The organism is Halomonas sp., from assembly GCF_034520545.1.
In the GTDB taxonomy this organism is placed as follows: domain Bacteria; phylum Pseudomonadota; class Gammaproteobacteria; order Pseudomonadales; family Halomonadaceae; genus Halomonas.
In genome coordinates, this window is sequence record NZ_JAXHNN010000005.1 from 1 (window position 1) to 16848 (window position 16848).

A 16848-nucleotide genomic window follows, 5' to 3' on the forward strand; every position below is an offset into this window, starting at 1 on the left:
AGTACGCATCCGCTGCCGGCGACGGGCAACGTTGCCGGCGGTGATAAGTGGCAGAAGTTGTTGTTTCTGTATGGGTTTTTCGGGCTGGATGTCGAAATTCCTGCTTGACGGAAACGCCGAATTCGGTAGAATGCGTCACTCGTTACAGAGGCCCGCCAGGGGCTCTATCGGCTGCCATCTCGATGGCACGTCGCTCACCTGGAACCGTTCTTCGGAACGCTTACAGGGTTGACACCGACAGCCGATCACGTAGAATACGCCTTCCTCGCAGGGCGCCGACGAGGCCGCCGCGTCCATTGATGCGGCCGAGCACGACGGCAACAGCGAGACCTCCGCGCTTCATGAGAGCCCGGAGACGCTCTTTAACAATCGATCAGGTAATTCATGTGGGCGCTTGTCGGGATGTCGGTGACCAGTCACTGAAACATTCAAGGCAAGCGACTCGTCAAGGATCCTCGGATCCGAATTGAGAACGTTTGACCCTTGAGCCAAGTTTGGTGCTCTTAAGGCACTTATGATTTTAAACTGAAGAGTTTGATCATGGCTCAGATTGAACGCTGGCGGCAGGCCTAACACATGCAAGTCGAGCGGAAACGATGGAGCTTGCTCCAGGCGTCGAGCGGCGGACGGGTGAGTAATGCATAGGAATCTGCCCGGTAGTGGGGGATAACCTGGGGAAACCCAGGCTAATACCGCATACGTCCTACGGGAGAAAGCAGGGGCTCTTCGGACCTTGCGCTATCGGATGAGCCTATGTCGGATTAGCTAGTTGGTGAGGTAACGGCTCACCAAGGCGACGATCCGTAGCTGGTCTGAGAGGATGATCAGCCACATCGGGACTGAGACACGGCCCGAACTCCTACGGGAGGCAGCAGTGGGGAATATTGGACAATGGGCGCAAGCCTGATCCAGCCATGCCGCGTGTGTGAAGAAGGCTTTCGGGTTGTAAAGCACTTTCAGTGAGGAAGAACGCCTTGGGGCCAATACCCCCAAGGGAGGACATCACTCACAGAAGAAGCACCGGCTAACTCCGTGCCAGCAGCCGCGGTAATACGGAGGGTGCGAGCGTTAATCGGAATTACTGGGCGTAAAGCGCGCGTAGGCGGCGTGATAAGCCGGTTGTGAAAGCCCCGGGCTCAACCTGGGAACGGCATCCGGAACTGTCAGGCTAGAGTGCAGGAGAGGAAGGTAGAATTCCCGGTGTAGCGGTGAAATGCGTAGAGATCGGGAGGAATACCAGTGGCGAAGGCGGCCTTCTGGACTGACACTGACGCTGAGGTGCGAAAGCGTGGGTAGCAAACAGGATTAGATACCCTGGTAGTCCACGCCGTAAACGATGTCGACTAGCCGTTGGGGTCCTAGAGACCTTTGTGGCGCAGTTAACGCGATAAGTCGACCGCCTGGGGAGTACGGCCGCAAGGTTAAAACTCAAATGAATTGACGGGGGCCCGCACAAGCGGTGGAGCATGTGGTTTAATTCGATGCAACGCGAAGAACCTTACCTACCCTTGACATCCTCGGAAGCCTGCAGAGATGCGGGTGTGCCTTCGGGAGCCGAGTGACAGGTGCTGCATGGCTGTCGTCAGCTCGTGTTGTGAAATGTTGGGTTAAGTCCCGTAACGAGCGCAACCCTTGTCCCTATTTGCCAGCGATTCGGTCGGGAACTCTAGGGAGACTGCCGGTGACAAACCGGAGGAAGGTGGGGACGACGTCAAGTCATCATGGCCCTTACGGGTAGGGCTACACACGTGCTACAATGGCCGGTACAAAGGGATGCGAAGCCGCGAGGTGGAGCGAATCCCGAAAAGCCGGTCTCAGTCCGGATCGGAGTCTGCAACTCGACTCCGTGAAGTCGGAATCGCTAGTAATCGTGAATCAGAATGTCACGGTGAATACGTTCCCGGGCCTTGTACACACCGCCCGTCACACCATGGGAGTGGACTGCACCAGAAGTGGTTAGCTTAACCTTCGGGAGAGCGATCACCACGGTGTGGTTCATGACTGGGGTGAAGTCGTAACAAGGTAGCCGTAGGGGAACCTGCGGCTGGATCACCTCCTTAAACGACCCGTCCCGGCACCCGGCAAGTGTCCACAATGAATTACCTGATCGAACGAGCAAAGACTGTTTGGGTCTGTAGCTCAGTTGGTTAGAGCGCACCCCCTGACCTTAAATGGAAAGGAGGGTGAGGTCGGCCGACCGAACTGCAACAGGCTTGGCGGTTAATACGGTGCTGGGTCTGTAGCTCAGTTGGTTAGAGCGCCTGCCTTGTAAGCAGTGAGGTCAGCAGTTCAAGTCTGCCTCAGACTCCACCATCTTACTTTGGGAGCGCATAGCTCAGCTGGGAGAGCGCCTGCCTTGCACGCAGGAGGTCAGCGGTTCGATCCCGCTTGGCTCCACCACACTTCAGCTGTAAGCGATAAGCCGTAAGCTGTAAGAAAAAGCCAACCCCACAACAGTCGACTGTTAAGCGTAAGCCTTAAGCTAGGCGCTGAAAACGTTATCTGCCGTCAGGCAGGTATTGCTTACAGCTTCCAGCTTAAAGCTTCCAGCTTTAAATGCTCTTTAACAATGTGAATCATGCTGACAAGTTTCTTCCGAGAGGAAGAGACACGAGATACGTTTCAAGCGTATCCGGCAATTGTCGATCGTCATCGCGGACCAGACCTCTTGGGGTTATATGGTCAAGCGATGAAGCGCATACGGTGGATGCCTAGGCAGCCAGAGGCGATGAAAGACGTGGAAGCCTGCGATAAGGCTCGGCGAGGTGGCAAACAACCTGTGACCCGGGCATGTCTGAATGGGGAAACCCACCCACGGTAACGTGGGTATCCTGCACTGAATCCATAGGTGTCAGGAGGCGAACCGGGGGAACTGAAACATCTCAGTACCCCGAGGAAAAGAAATCAACCGAGATTCCCCCAGTAGCGGCGAGCGAACGGGGAGCAGCCCTTAAGCAGGTGACTGATTAGGCGAATGAGCTGGGAAGCTCAACGAAACAGGGTGATAGTCCCGTAGCCGAAAATCTGATCCTGTGAAATCGAGTAGGTCGGGGCACGAGAAACCTTGACTGAAGACGGGGGACCATCCTCCAAGGCTAAATACTCCTGGCTGACCGATAGTGAACCAGTACCGTGAGGGAAAGGCGAAAAGAACCCCGGAGAGGGGAGTGAAATAGATCCTGAAACCGTATGCGTACAAGCAGTGGGAGCATGCACGTCATGTGACCGCGTACCTTTTGTATAATGGGTCAGCGACTTATTTTCAGTGGCGAGCTTAACCGATTAGGGGAGGCGTAGCGAAAGCGAGTCTTAACTGGGCGACCAGTCGCTGGAAATAGACCCGAAACCGGGCGATCTATCCATGAGCAGGTTGAAGGTTGAGTAACATCAACTGGAGGACCGAACCAGGATCTGTTGAAAAAGATTTGGATGACTTGTGGATCGGAGTGAAAGGCTAATCAAGCCCGGAGATAGCTGGTTCTCCTCGAAAGCTATTTAGGTAGCGCCTCACGTAGCACCGCCGGGGGTAGAGCACTGTTTCGGCTAGGGGGTCATCCCGACTTACCAACCCGAGGCAAACTCCGAATACCGGTGAGTGACGCGTGGGAGACACACAGCGGGTGCTAACGTCCGTTGTGAAAAGGGAAACAACCCAGACCGTCAGCTAAGGTCCCGAAATCTGGTTAAGTGGGAAACGATGTGGGAAGGCTCAGACAGCTAGGAGGTTGGCTTAGAAGCAGCCATCCTTTAAAGAAAGCGTAATAGCTCACTAGTCGAGTCGGCCTGCGCGGAAGATGTAACGGGGCTCAAACCAGGTACCGAAGCTACGGGTTCATCCTCTGGATGAGCGGTAGAGGAGCGTCGTGTACGCCGATGAAGGTGGATCGAGAGGTCTGCTGGAGGTATCACGAGTGCGAATGCTGACATGAGTAACGACAAGGGGCGTGAAAAACGCCCCCGCCGGAAGACCAAGGGTTTCTGTTCGACGCTAATCGGAGCAGAGTGAGTCGGCCCCTAAGGCGAGGCCGAAAGGCGTAGTCGATGGGAAACGGGTCAATATTCCCGTACCTCACTGTATTGCGATGGGGGGACGAAGAAGGCTAGGTGAGCCAGGCGTTGGTAGTCCTGGTGAAAGTCAGTAGGCTGGGGAATCAGGCAAATCCGGTTCCCTAAGGCCGAGAGACGAAACGAACAGCCCACGGGCTGGAAGTCATCGATGCCACGCTTCCAGGAAAAGCCTCTAAGCTTCAGATACAGTGGGACCGTACCCCAAACCGACACAGGTGGTCAGGTAGAGAATACCCAGGCGCTTGAGAGAACTCGGGTGAAGGAACTAGGCAAAATGGTGCCGTAACTTCGGGAGAAGGCACGCCGGCGTAGGGTGATGGGCCTCGCGCCCCGAGCCTGAACCGGTCGAAGATACCAGGTGGCTGCAACTGTTTATTAAAAACACAGCACTCTGCAAACGCGCAAGCGGACGTATAGGGTGTGACGCCTGCCCGGTGCCGGAAGGTTAAGTGATGGTGTTAGCGCAAGCGAAGCTCCTGATCGAAGCCCCGGTAAACGGCGGCCGTAACTATAACGGTCCTAAGGTAGCGAAATTCCTTGTCGGGTAAGTTCCGACCTGCACGAATGGCGTAATGATGGCCACGCTGTCTCCACCCGAGACTCAGTGAAATTGAAATCGCAGTGAAGATGCTGTGTACCCGCGGCTAGACGGAAAGACCCCGTGAACCTTTACTATAGCTTCACACTGGACGCTGATGTTGCTTGTGTAGGATAGCTGGGAGGCTTGGAAACCCGGACGCCAGTTCGGGTGGAGCCAACCTTGAAATACCAGCCTGGCATCATTGGCGTTCTAACTCAGATCCGTGATCCGGATCGAGGACCGTGTGTGGTGGGTAGTTTGACTGGGGCGGTCTCCTCCAAAGCGTAACGGAGGAGCACGAAGGTACCCTCAGCACGGTTGGAAATCGTGCATTGAGTGCAAGAGCATAAGGGTGCTTAACTGCGAGACAGACACGTCGAGCAGGTACGAAAGTAGGTTCTAGTGATCCGGTGGTTCTGTATGGAAGGGCCATCGCTCAACGGATAAAAGGTACTCCGGGGATAACAGGCTGATACCGCCCAAGAGTTCACATCGACGGCGGTGTTTGGCACCTCGATGTCGGCTCATCACATCCTGGGGCTGAAGTCGGTCCCAAGGGTATGGCTGTTCGCCATTTAAAGTGGTACGCGAGCTGGGTTTAGAACGTCGTGAGACAGTTCGGTCCCTATCTGCCGTGGGCGTTGGATGTTTGAGAAGGGCTGCTCCTAGTACGAGAGGACCGGAGTGGACGCACCTCTGGTGTTCCGGTTGTCACGCCAGTGGCATTGCCGGGTAGCTATGTGCGGACGGATAACCGCTGAAAGCATCTAAGCGGGAAGCCCCCTTCAAGATGAGACATCCCCGAGGCCTTGAGCCTCCTGAAGGGCCCAGCGAGACCAGCTGGTTGATAGGCCGGGTGTGGAAGCGCTGCAAGGCGTTGAGCTAACCGGTACTAATGGCCCGTGAGGCTTGACCATATAACACCCAAGCGGTCTGCCGATGGCGACCGACAGCCGGATACGACGAAACGTATCAGCTCAGCATGATTCACCGCTTTTCGCCTGACGACCATAGCGTGCGGGAACCACCTGATCCCTTGCCGAACTCAGCAGTGAAACCGCTCAGCGCCGATGGTAGTGTGGGGTCTCCCCATGCGAGAGTAGGTCATCGTCAGGCACCTATCCCGAAAAACCCCGTGTTCGAAAGAGCTCGGGGTTTCGTCGTTATGGGGGGCAGTTCAAAGAGCTCGGGGTTTTTTTATAGCTGGCGATAGGAAAATGGCGACGATAGGGCTGCCCCATGGAAAGGGGCATTGTGTCGCGTCGATTGAGCATGGAAGGTTCTAGCGGCACAGGCTCTCGAGCGCCTCGATAAGGCTGTCCATCTCGTCATCTGTACCGATGGAGATCCGCAGGTGGTCGCGTAGTACGTCGGTATTGAAATGACGTACCAGTATGCCGCGCTCGCGCAGGCCAACGAAGAGCTGGGCGGCATCGAAGTCCGGGTGGCTGACCAGCACGAAGTTGGTCTGCGAGGGAAGGGCTTCAAAGCCAAGGGTCTCGAGTCTATCCCGTGTACGCTCGCGTGTGGTGATCACCGCCTCGCGACAGGCATCGAAGTACCCACGGTCTGCCAGGGAGGCGATGCCCAGGGCGCTGGCCAGGCTATCGACCGGGTAGGAGTTGAAGGAATCCTTGATCCGCTCGAGCCCTTCGATCAGTTCGCGAGAGCCCACCGCATAGCCGAGTCTAAGACCGGCCAGGCTTCGCGATTTCGAGAAGGTGCCGGTGACCAGCAGATTGGGGAAGCGTTCGATCAGTGGCACGGCGCTCTCACCGCCGAAGTCGACATAGGCCTCGTCGACCAGCACCACCGAGTCAGTGACCCGTTCGAGAAGTCCGGCGATGGCCTCGCGGTCATGGCCATGCCCGGTGGGAGCGTTGGGGTTGGCAAAAATCACGCCCCCCGCAGACTGGCCGAAGGCCTCGAGGTCGACGCGCCACTCAGCGTCGAGGGCATGGGTACGGCGTTCGATCCCATAAAGCCGGCAATAGACCGGATAGAAACTGTAGGAAATGGTCGGCATTTCCAACGGCCGCTCCTGGCGAAAGAACGCCTGAAAGGCCATGGCCAGGACCTCGTCGGAACCGTTGCCGACGAATACCTGATCGGCCGTGACTCCGAGCTCCGCGGCCAGAGCCTCACGCAGCGCGTTGGACTGCGGGTCCGGATAGCGCCGCAGGTGATCGGCGGGGAAATCACGCAGGGCAGCTTCGACGCCGGGAGCTGGCGGGTAGGGATTCTCGTTGGTATTCAGCTTGATCAGACGCTCGCGTGGCTGTTCGCCCGGGACATACGGGGTCAGGTCGCGAACGGCAGGGCTCCAGAACTTGCTCATGGTCACTCGCTCGAGGGTTGGACTTTGGTCATGGTGACCCGAGCCGCGTGACCGCGCAAGCCGCGCCCATGCTAGTCTCGGAGTCGCTATCGATAATTCGCTGCCTATGGATTTCCCGCAATGACCGGCCAAATTCTCGCCACTCTTCTGCCCGTCTTCCTGATTGCCGGTTGCGGGACCCTATACGGTCGTTTCCGCACGCCGGACATCCGCGGCCTGAACACCCTCAACATGGAGCTCTTCGTGCCCATGCTGGTGTTTGCCGTGCTTGCCGACCGCCAGGCGCCCCTGGCGGATTACGCTAGCCTGGCGCTGGCGGGGGCCGTGGTGGTGCTGGGTTCAGGGCTCGTGCTGTGGCCGGTGGCGAAGTGGCTGAAGCTCGAGACCAAGACTTTCCTGCCCCCGATGATGTTCAACAACTCCGGCAACATGGGAATCCCATTGCTCGTGCTTGCCTTCGGCGAGAAAGCCCTGCCGGCGGCGGTGGTGCTGTTCATTGTCGAGATGCTTCTGCACTTCTCGGTGGGGCTCTACATGCTCAGTCCCCATACGCCTCTGTGGCGGCTGTTACGCATGCCCATCGTGTTGGCGAGCCTGGCAGGCCTTGCCATCAATCTGGGCGGTGTGCCCTTGCCGGGGTGGTTTCTGGAGGCGCTGCACATGCTGGGTGGGGTATGCATTCCGCTGATGCTATTCGCCCTGGGTGTGCGAATGCTGGATATCGACTTCGGCGACTGGAAGATGGGACTGCTCGGTGCGGCGCTCTGTCCTCTTTCGGGCCTGGTGCTCGCATTGCCGCTGATCTGGTGGCTCGACCTTTCTGGCCTGCAGGCCGCGGCCCTCTGGGTGTTTGCTGCCCTGCCGCCAGCCGTGTTGAACTATCTTGTGGCAGAGCAGTATCGTCAGGAGCCCCACAAGGTGGCCTCGCTGGTGCTGATCGGCAACCTGGGAAGCCTGGTGGTCATGCCGCTGGTGCTGGCATTGATCTTCACCCATGTCTATCCGCTGGCCTGACCCATGGTGGTGAGGCTGTCCGCTGAGGACGTGAGAGGTTATGCTGTCCTCAGGCTGCCGTGCATCACGGCGTCATGTTCATTGGTTAGGAGGACGCAAATGCAAATCAGGACATTGCTGGCCGGCACTGCACTGGCCGCACTGTTGGCCGGTTGTGCCGCCGGACCCACCGACCAGCCCGCCACGCCCGGGATGGAAGCGACCACGGCCTCGTACCAGGGAACCTTGCCGTGCCGCAACTGCGACGGTATCGACTTGAACGTGACCCTGAACGGCGAAGAGCAGGGCGCGACCGAAGAGCGTACCTTCGACCTCGAGGCGTCCTACCGAGGGCATCCCCAGAATCCCCCTGACGAGAATTATGCGGGTAACTGGGAAGTTCTCCAGGGCACAGAGCAGGATCCTTCCGCCACCGTCTACGAGCTGACCCCAGATGGTGAAGGGCAGACTTACTACTTCTTGCGCGTAGATGAGCAGACCCTCGAACTGGTCGATCCCAACCTGCGTCGCTTCCAGAACAGCGAGATGCTGCAGCTCAAGCGTCTGTAAGCATCTGATGACGCAGCAGCGGGGCGGCCCTCAGGGTCGCCCCTTGTCGTTGCGGGTATGTCACCGGCACAAGGTACGTGGCAAACGCAACGATGGCCTTGATCGTGGTAGAGATCTTGATCGTGGGAGAGAGTACCGCATGGCCAAAGCGAAGAGCGCTTTCGTCTGCACCGAGTGTGGTGCCGAGTATCGCAAGTGGCAGGGGCAGTGCAGCAGTTGCCAGGAGTGGAACACGCTGAGTGAGGTTCGTCTCTCGGCGGCGCGGCCCGGTGGCTCCACGGGCGCCGCCTCGACAACCCTCCGCAGTGGCTATGCCGGTGACCTCTCCCGTGAGGTAGTCGATCTGAGCAGTGTCGACCTCAGCGAGGTGCCGAGGCTCTCTTCTACCTTCGCCGAGTTCGACCGTGTGCTGGGCGGCGGTCTGGTGCCGGGATCGGCCGTCCTGCTGGGCGGTAATCCCGGGGCCGGCAAGTCGACGTTGCTGCTGCAGACCGCCTGCAAGCTGGCCCAGTCTCGCCAAGTGATCTACGTCACCGGTGAGGAGTCGCTATCCCAGGTGGCGATGCGCGCCCATCGCCTGCAACTGCCGGTGCAGGGCCTCAAGATGCTGGCCGAGACCAGTATCGAGACCATCCTCGCCGTGGCCGAGCGCGAGCGGCCCGATATCCTGATCATCGACTCCATCCAGACCATGCATCTTGAGGATATTGCGTCGGCACCCGGTGGTGTAGCTCAGGTGCGGGAGTCCGCCGCGGCCTTGACCCGTTTCGCCAAGCAAAGCAATACCGTGTTGCTACTGGTGGGGCACGTCACCAAGGATGGTACTCTTGCCGGCCCCAAGGTGCTGGAACACATGATCGATGCCTCACTGTTGCTCGAGGGCGGAGCGGACTCGCGCTTTCGTACCCTGCGTGGCCAGAAGAACCGCTTCGGCGCGGTCAACGAGCTCGGCGTGTTCGCCATGCTCGAGCACGGTCTCAAGGAGGTGAAGAACCCCAGCGCCATCTTCCTCTCGCGCAACGAGGAGCAAAGTGCCGGCAGCCTGGTGATGGTGGTCTGGGAGGGCACTCGGCCGATACTCGTGGAGGTCCAGGCGCTGCTCGATGAGTCGGCACTGGGCAACCCGCGCCGCGTCGCCGTGGGCCTGGACCAGAACCGCCTGGCCATGCTGCTGGCGGTGCTGCATCGCCATGGCGGGCTGTTCACCCGGGACCAGGACGTCTTTCTCAATGTGGTCGGCGGGGTCAAGGTGCTGGAGACCAGCGCCGACCTCGCGGTACTGCTGGCGGTGGTTTCGAGCCTGCAGAACCGGCCGCTTCCTCGCGAACTGGTGGTGTTCGGCGAGGTGGGGCTTTCCGGCGAGATTCGCCCGGTGCCCAGTGGTCAGGAGCGCATCGTCGAGGCGGCCAAGCACGGCTTTCAGCGGGCCATCGTGCCCCGCGGCAATGCTCCCAAGCACTCACCCGAAGGCATGGAGGTGATCGCCGTGGACAAACTTGCAGAGGCCCTGGACGCCCTCTAGGCCCTTCGCACTGATGTAGAATGCGGGTAGTGAATGCCAAGGAGAACGAGATGAGTGCCATCCGCCTGACCCAATACAGCCACGGCGCCGGCTGCGGTTGCAAGATCGCTCCCGACGTGCTCGACAGCATCCTCGCCAAGGCGGGCCCCGGGGCCCGCCACCCGCAGTTGATCGTCGGCAATCAGGGGCGCGAGGATGCCGCCGTCTATGACCTCGGCGACGGTCGCGGCATGATCGCTACCACCGACTTCTTCATGCCCATCGTCGATGATCCCTTCGATTTCGGCCGCATTGCGGCAATCAATGCCATCAGTGACGTTTATGCCATGGGCGGTAAGCCAATTCTGGCATTGAGTATCCTGGGGTGGCCCCTGGACAAGCTGGGGCCGGACATTGCAGGCGATGTCGTGAGCGGCGCTCAGGCAGTATGTCGCGAGCTTGGGGTGGCCCTTGCCGGTGGGCACTCCATCGATGCTCCAGAGCCGATCTTCGGCCTGGCGGTCAACGGTCTCGTTGATCTCGAACACCTCAAGCTCAACAAAGGCGCAAAGCCCGGTGACTTGCTGTTCCTCACCAAGCCATTGGGGGTGGGTCTGCTGACCACGGCCGAAAAACAGGGCCTGATCGAGCCCGGCCATCAGGGTCTGGCTCGGGAGACCATGCTCAAATCCAATGCTATCGGCATGGAGCTTGCCAAGATCAAGGGCGTGCATGCCATGACCGATGTCACCGGCTTCGGCCTGGCTGGCCATCTCGCCGAGATCTGTGCGGCCAGTGACGTGGCCGCCCGGGTCAACTTCCGTCGCCTGCCGCGGCTCGCCGAGGCCGAAGCCTATCGCCGCCAAGGTGCGGTACCTGGCGGCACTCAGCGCAACCGTGAGGCACTGGGTGCGAGCCTGCCGCAGATGGACGAGGCCCACTGGCAGTGGCTCTGCGATCCACAAACCTCCGGTGGCCTGCTGCTCTCGGTGCACCCCTCCTGGGAGGATGATGTGGAGCGCATCGGTCGCCAGCACGGCATCGAGCTGGTGCCCTTCGGCGAGGTCGTCAAGGCCAGCGGACCCGCGTTGATCGAGGTGCGTGGATGAATCTTCCGCTGGTCGAGCCTGACCTCGCGCTGCTGCAGGAAGGACGCGTGTTGATCGATGTACGGGCGCCGATGGAGTTCGCCCAGGGTGCGTTGCCCGGCGCGGTCAATCTGCCGCTGATGGACGACGAGGAGCGCCATCTCGTGGGGATCGCCTACAAGGCGCATGGCCAGGATGCGGCCATCGCCCTGGGCGAGCGGCTGGTCAGCGGCGGCATCAAGGCGGCGCGGATTGCCGCCTGGCAGCGCCTCCTTGCAGCGCATCCCGATGCCATCATCTACTGCTTTCGCGGTGGACTGCGCTCCCAGGTCGTCCAGCAGTGGCTGGCGGAGGCCGGCACCCCGCGCCCTCGCATCCGTGGCGGCTGGAAGGCGATGCGACAGGCCCTCTGCGCGCACATCGACGCCGCTGCCGACCAACCGCTGCTGGTGGTGGGCGGCCTCACCGGCTGTGCCAAGACGCCGCTGATCCTGGCGCTGGACAACGGCCTCGACCTCGAAGGATGCGCCCGCCACAAGGGCTCGGCCTTCGGCCGCCATCCGTTGCCGGGGCCCAGTCAGATCGACTTCGAGCATGCGATGGGGCAGCGTTTGCTAGCGCTGCCCGGGCCCGTGGTGCTGGAGGACGAGTCGCGACGCATCGGCGCCGCCAATATCCCGCTGCGTTTCTGGGAGGGCATGGTGCCGGCGCCTCGTATCCGCATCGAGATGCCGCTGGACTGGCGGCTGGCGCAGATCCGCAAGGACTATATCGATGACCTCTGGGAGGTCCACCGCCGGCAGTTCGGCGACTGGCTGGGCTGGGCGCTGATGCGCAAGCAACTCACTACCGCACTAGGCCGGCTGCGCAAGCGCCTGGGGAGTGAGCGCCTGGCCCGCCTGCAGCGTCTCCAGGCGCTCGCCTTTCGTGAGCATGAGCGGGGTAACCGCCAGGCCCACGAGGCCTGGCTGGCCCCGCTGCTGACCGAATACTATGACCCGCTCTATCGCCACCAGCTGGAGAAGCACCCCGAGCGTCACTTTTTCCACGTGGGCGACTGGGAGAGCTGCCTGCAGGTCGCCAGGGAGTGGTCGGCGGAGGCGCAGCGGCATGGCCGGCCGCAGATGCAGCCGGCCTGAACCGTCATGCCGCGGCCTTGCCGGACAGCCACTGGCTGAGCAGGCGGTCGAGCAGCGGGGCCAGCCGATCGAAACGCCTCGGGTCGTCGAGCATTGCCGCTCGCTCCTGGGCATGGGGGCTGGTCTCGCTGCCTTCGGGTGGAAACTGATGGTCGAGCAGCGCGCGGACGCTGGCGGCGGTCGCTTCCAGGTGACAGAGCAGGGCCACCACTCGGCCGTCGTCCCAGGTGAAGCCCTGCAGCGGGCTGGCCTCACTGCGGCCCAGCGCCAGGGCATAGTCGGGCAGCGCGAAGACCTCGCGGTGCCACATGAAGGCCTCGAAGGTCTCGGGCAGATCGACGGGGCTCAGCGGGGCGAGGTCCACACGGTGCCAGCCGGTTTCGGCCACGGTGCCGCGACCCACCGCCGCTCCCAGCGCCTCGGCGATCAGCCGGGCACCGAAGCCGATGCCCAACAGCGGCTTGTTGCCGTCCAGGGCCCGTTGGACCAGCTTGCGCTCGCCCTTGAGCCAGGGATATCGGTCGTTATCGATGCGGCCCTCGGGGCCGTCGAGCACGATCAGCGCATCGCCATCGGCCAGTCGCGGCGGTAGCTCCCCCGCATGAAGGTGGAAGATGGTGTGGCTGTGGCCCATGCTGGCGAGCCAGTCGGCGATACGGGCCGGTCCCTGGTGGGGGCTGTGCTGGAGAAGGTGAACGTGCATGCGGGCCTCGCCTTGATGGGAATGCCGAGTGACGGACGGGACGGAGCGCAAGGGTACATGAAGCCGGAGCTGCGGGAACAGATACTGACCATCCTCGCCGAGATCCCGTCCGGCCGGGTGACCACCTACGGGCGCATCGCCGCGATGACCGACGGCGCCACGCCGCGCCTGGTGGCCAGAGCCTTGCGCGACCTGCCCGCCGGCCACGAGCTGCCCTGGTTCCGGGTCATCACCGCCTCCCGCAAGCTGGCCGATCACCCTGGCGCCACCGAGCAGCGCGAGCGTCTGGCCGCCGAGGGCGTGCTGTTCGATTCCCGTGGACGTGTAGCGAAAGATCGACTCTGGCCCTGAGACACCCCCAATCCCAAGGAGAATCCATGAGCGGTTTCTTTCAGCGCCTGCAGCAGCTTGACCCGCGACGCCAGCGGGCCTTCATGGCGGCGCTATGCGAGCGCCTGCTGCCCAACTATCGCCTCTACGCCGAGGCTACAGGACAGGGCGACTCGCATGGCATGAGGGTGATCCTTGATCTGGTCTGGGAGCACCTGGCAGTGAAGGAGGCGCGCATCGACTTCGACCGCCAGGCCGAGAAGCTCGCCGAGCTGGAGCCCCCCGCTGAGGACGACAGCTTCGGGGCGCGGCGCGCCCTGGAGGCGGTGGTGGCCCTTTCGGCACTGCTCGACACTCTGCGCGGCGAGGCCCCTGAGGCGGTGCTGGAGGTCAGCAGGAGCTCACGCAGCGGAGTGCGCGCCTATATTGAGCTCACCGAGGGCGAGGAGGACGCCGCGCGGCTGGGCGAGCTGGTACGCGGCCACCCGCTGATGGCGGACGAGAATGACTTCCAGGACGCCGTGCTCGAGGCCGTTGAGGAGGGGCCATTGGATCGCGAGGCTCTCAGGTCGCTGCGCCGGTTGGGGCGCAACGATGGCGTCAGCAACCTGGGGCTTTCCGCTGACTGAGGCGGCGGTGCTGGCTCGGGACTAGAGCCGCATCTCGATGCCCCGTTCGGCCATGTAGCGCTTGGCCTCGGGAATGGTGTACTCGCCGAAGTGGAAGATGCTGGCCGCCAGCACCGCATCTGCGCCGCCCTTGATGACGCCTTCGACCAGGTGGGCGAGGGTGCCGACTCCGCCGGAGGCGATTACCGGCACGCTCACCGCCTCGCTGATGGCGTGGGTTACGCCGATGTCGAAGCCGATCTTGGTGCCGTCGCGGTCCATGCTCGTCAGTAACAGTTCGCCGGCGCCGTAGGCCACCATCTTCTTCGCCCACTCCACGGCATCCAGTCCGGTGGGGCGGCGTCCGCCATGAGTAAAGATCTCCCAGCGGTCCGGCTCGCCTTCCTCGGAGACCTTCTTGGCGTCGATGGCCACCACGATGCACTGGCTGCCGAAGCGTTCAGAGGCCTCGTATACGAAGTCGGGGTTGGTCACCGCGGCGGTGTTGATGGAGACCTTGTCGGCACCGGCGTTGAGCATGGTGCGGATGTCGTCGCAGCTGCGGATGCCGCCGCCCACAGTGAGCGGGATGAACACTTCGCCGGCGATGCGCTCGACCATCTCAACCGTGGTGTCGCGGTCCTCGTGGCTCGCCGTGATGTCGAGGAAGGTGATCTCGTCGGCGCCCTGTTGGTTGTAGCGCTGAGCGATCTCTACCGGGTCACCGGCATCGCGGATGCCGATGAAATTGACGCCCTTGACCACACGGCCGGCGTCGACGTCCAGGCAAGGAATGATGCGTTTGGCGAGTCCCATGAATCAGTTCCTCCCCTTGTGGCTGAGTTCGTCACAGAGTCGCTGGCCCTCTGTCACGTCGAGGCTGCCTTCGTAGATGGCCCTCCCGGTGATGGCGCCCAGGATGCCGGGTTCGCCGGCCATGATCAGCGCACGAAGGTCCTCGAGGTTGGTCACCCCGCCGGAGGCAATCACCGGCAGGCCGCCCTCGCGGGCCAGGGCCGCGGTGGCCTCGACATTGACGCCGGACATCATGCCGTCGCGGGCAATGTCGGTGTAGACGATGCTGGAGACGCCATCGTCGGCGAAGCGCTTCGCCAGGTCGGTGACCTTGAGCGTCGAGACTTCGGCCCAGCCATCGGTGGCCACGAAGCCATCCCGGGCGTCCAGGCCGACGATCACGTGTCCGGGAAAGGCTCGACACATCTCGCCGACGAAGTCCGGTTCCTTGACCGCCTTGGTGCCGATGATCACGTAGGAGACCCCGGCTTCGAGGTAGTGCTCGATGGTCTTGGCGCTGCGGATGCCGCCGCCGATCTGGATCGGCAGGTCGGGCCAGGCGCGGGCGATGGCGGTGACTGCCTCGCCGTTGACCGGCATACCCTCAAAGGCGCCGTTGAGGTCGACCAGGTGCAGGCGCCGGGCGCCGGCCTCGACCCAGCGGGCAGCCATGGCCACCGGGTCGTCGCCGTAGGTGGTGGCGTCGTCCATGCGCCCCTGCTTGAGGCGCACGCATTTGCCGTCCTTGAGATCGATGGCGGGAATTACCAGCATGTCAGTGTCCTTGGTTGGCGCGGCGTCGGGCACCTGTAGAAGAGTAGCGCCCCTCAGGGTGTCCATTGAACGAAGTTTTCCAGCAGCTTGAGGCCGGCCCGGGAGCTCTTCTCCGGATGGAACTGTACGGCGAAGGTGGCATCCCGGCCGATGGCCACATGGGCAGTCAAGCGGCCGTATTCGGTGGTGCCGAAAACCGTGGCGTCGTCGGTGGCGTCGACATAGTAGCTATGCACGAAGTAGAAGTGCTCGTCCTGGTCGATGCCCGTCCACAGGGGGTGGTCGTGGTGCTGGTGCACCAGGTTCCAGCCCATGTGAGGCACCTTGAGCCGGTTATCCCTGTCATCGCGCATGTTGGTGGGGAACTTCCTCACCTCACCGCGCAGGAAGCCCAGACAACCAATGCCGCCGTTCTCGTCGCTGTGGTCGAGAAGCATCTGCTGGCCGACGCAGATGCCTAGCAGCGGCTTGGACTGGCTGGCGAGCAGTTCCTCGACAAGGCCGCGCAGCTCGGTCTTTTCGAGCTCGCCCATGCAGTCGCGGATGGCGCCCTGGCCGGGCAGCACCAGGCGGGTGGCGCCGCGGATGCGACGGGGGTCCCGCGTCACGATCACGTTCTCGTGGGTGACGTGTTCCAGTGCCTTGGCGACGGAATGCAGGTTGCCCATCCCGTAGTCGATGACGGCAATGGTCATGGAGCGCTCCTCGTGTGATCGTTCGGCGGCCCTACAGGCTGCCCTTGGTGGACGGCATCTGGCCGGCCATGCGCGGGTCCGGCGCCACGGCCATGCGCAGTGCGCGGCCGAAGGCCTTGAAGATGGTTTCCGCCTGGTGGTGGGCGTTGAAGCCCTTGAGATTGTCGATGTGCAGGGTCACCCGGGCATGATTGACGAAGCCCTGGAAGAACTCCCAGAACAGCTGGGTATCCAGGCGACCGATGCTGGCACGGGTGAACTCGACGCCCATGAACAGACCAGGGCGGCCCGAGAAATCCACCACCACCCGCGACAGAGCCTCGTCGAGGGGCACGTAGGCATGGCCGTAGCGATAGATGCCGCGCTTGTCGCCGATGGCCTGGTGAAAAGCCTGACCCAGGGTGATGCCGAGGTCCTCGACGGTATGGTGGTCATCGATGTGCAGGTCGCCCTGCGCATCGATGTCGATGTCTATCAGGCCGTGGCGTGCCACCTGATCGAGCATGTGGTCGAGGAAGGGCACGCCGGTCTCGCAGGCCAGGCGTCCCTCGCCGTCGAGATTGATGGTCACCGTGATCTGGGTTTCTCGGGTGTTGCGGGTGACCGTGGCGATACGCTCGGACATGTCGGATCTCCAGCGCCGGGGCGCGTGTGAGAGGGGCCGGT

At 61.9% G+C, this 16848-nt stretch carries 13 protein-coding genes, 2 tRNA genes and 3 rRNA genes; 12 read left to right on the forward strand and 6 right to left on the reverse strand.

The features are described 5' to 3' along the window. Positions 1 to 522 precede the first annotated feature (522 nt). The 5 genes from U5L98_RS04305 to rrf all read left to right on the forward strand — a co-directional run bounded on the left by U5L98_RS04305 (position 523) and on the right by rrf (position 5764). Positions 523 to 2060: ribosomal RNA gene (locus U5L98_RS04305) — 16S ribosomal RNA — on the forward strand. Between the two features lie 173 nt (positions 2061 to 2233). Then, a tRNA-Thr gene (locus U5L98_RS04310) sits at positions 2234 to 2309 on the forward strand. A 14-nt stretch (positions 2310 to 2323) separates the two neighbouring features. After that, positions 2324 to 2400, forward strand: a tRNA-Ala gene (locus U5L98_RS04315). A 280-nt stretch (positions 2401 to 2680) separates the two neighbouring features. Next, positions 2681 to 5565, forward strand: a 23S ribosomal RNA gene (locus U5L98_RS04320). An 83-nt stretch (positions 5566 to 5648) separates the two neighbouring features. Next, a 5S ribosomal RNA gene (rrf, locus tag U5L98_RS04325) occupies positions 5649 to 5764 on the forward strand. The 16S, 23S and 5S rRNA genes sit together here with 2 tRNA genes alongside, the layout of an rRNA operon. A gap of 166 nt (positions 5765 to 5930) precedes the next feature. Here the strand turns inward: rrf and hisC are convergent. After that, positions 5931 to 6986, reverse strand: coding sequence for a histidinol-phosphate transaminase (gene hisC, locus U5L98_RS04330; protein ID WP_322557119.1), 1056 nt, complete (start codon positions 6984 to 6986; stop codon positions 5931 to 5933). A gap of 120 nt (positions 6987 to 7106) precedes the next feature. Between hisC and U5L98_RS04335 the strand changes: the two genes are divergently transcribed. The 5 genes from U5L98_RS04335 (at position 7107) to mnmH (ending at position 12277) form a co-directional block, all read left to right on the forward strand. Next, positions 7107 to 8000, forward strand: coding sequence for an AEC family transporter (locus U5L98_RS04335; RefSeq protein WP_322557120.1), 894 nt, complete (start codon positions 7107 to 7109; stop codon positions 7998 to 8000). Between the two features lie 99 nt (positions 8001 to 8099). Continuing rightward, positions 8100 to 8549, forward strand: a complete 450-nt coding sequence (locus U5L98_RS04340) for a copper resistance protein NlpE N-terminal domain-containing protein (protein WP_322557121.1) — start codon at positions 8100 to 8102, stop codon at positions 8547 to 8549. Between the two features lie 139 nt (positions 8550 to 8688). Further along, positions 8689 to 10071: a DNA repair protein RadA gene (gene radA, locus U5L98_RS04345; protein ID WP_322557122.1), complete on the forward strand. Its 1383-nt coding sequence runs from the start codon at positions 8689 to 8691 to the stop codon at positions 10069 to 10071. 50 nt (positions 10072 to 10121) lie between these two features. Continuing rightward, complete coding sequence (gene selD / locus U5L98_RS04350; protein ID WP_322557123.1) at positions 10122 to 11159, forward strand: selenide, water dikinase SelD; 1038 nt, start codon at positions 10122 to 10124, stop codon at positions 11157 to 11159. Beyond that, a complete protein-coding gene (gene mnmH / locus U5L98_RS04355) occupies positions 11156 to 12277 on the forward strand; it encodes a tRNA 2-selenouridine(34) synthase MnmH (RefSeq protein WP_322557124.1) in 1122 nt (373 codons plus the stop codon). Before selD ends, mnmH begins: the two co-directional genes overlap by 4 nt. A gap of 4 nt (positions 12278 to 12281) precedes the next feature. Here mnmH and U5L98_RS04360 read toward each other — a convergent pair whose 3' ends face one another. Beyond that, positions 12282 to 12980 (reverse strand): type 1 glutamine amidotransferase, encoded by a 699-nt coding sequence (locus U5L98_RS04360; RefSeq protein WP_322557125.1) that lies wholly within the window; start codon positions 12978 to 12980, stop codon positions 12282 to 12284. A 57-nt stretch (positions 12981 to 13037) separates the two neighbouring features. On the opposite strand from U5L98_RS04360, the gene U5L98_RS04365 reads away from it, so the two are divergent. Together U5L98_RS04365 and U5L98_RS04370 are read left to right on the forward strand one after the other, a co-directional pair. Beyond that, entirely contained in the window at positions 13038 to 13331 is a 294-nt protein-coding gene (locus U5L98_RS04365) for an MGMT family protein (protein ID WP_322557126.1), read from the forward strand. A 26-nt stretch (positions 13332 to 13357) separates the two neighbouring features. After that, positions 13358 to 13939 (forward strand): YjaG family protein, encoded by a 582-nt coding sequence (locus tag U5L98_RS04370; RefSeq protein ID WP_322557127.1) that lies wholly within the window; start codon positions 13358 to 13360, stop codon positions 13937 to 13939. A gap of 21 nt (positions 13940 to 13960) precedes the next feature. On the opposite strand, the gene hisF is transcribed toward U5L98_RS04370, so the two are convergent. From hisF to hisB, 4 genes are read right to left on the reverse strand one after another with little or no spacing between them, the layout of a single operon-like run. Further along, a complete protein-coding gene (hisF, locus tag U5L98_RS04375) occupies positions 13961 to 14734 on the reverse strand; it encodes an imidazole glycerol phosphate synthase subunit HisF (RefSeq protein ID WP_322557128.1) in 774 nt (257 codons plus the stop codon). 3 nt (positions 14735 to 14737) lie between these two features. Continuing rightward, entirely contained in the window at positions 14738 to 15487 is a 750-nt protein-coding gene (gene hisA / locus U5L98_RS04380) for a 1-(5-phosphoribosyl)-5-[(5-phosphoribosylamino)methylideneamino]imidazole-4-carboxamide isomerase (protein ID WP_322557129.1), read from the reverse strand. 53 nt (positions 15488 to 15540) lie between these two features. Further along, positions 15541 to 16182, reverse strand: coding sequence for an imidazole glycerol phosphate synthase subunit HisH (gene hisH, locus U5L98_RS04385; RefSeq protein WP_322557130.1), 642 nt, complete (start codon positions 16180 to 16182; stop codon positions 15541 to 15543). Positions 16183 to 16213: 31 nt separating this feature from the next. After that, on the reverse strand, positions 16214 to 16807 hold the full coding sequence (gene hisB, locus U5L98_RS04390; protein ID WP_322557131.1) for an imidazoleglycerol-phosphate dehydratase HisB: 594 nt from the start codon (positions 16805 to 16807) through the stop codon (positions 16214 to 16216). Between the last annotated feature and the right edge of the window lie 41 nt (positions 16808 to 16848).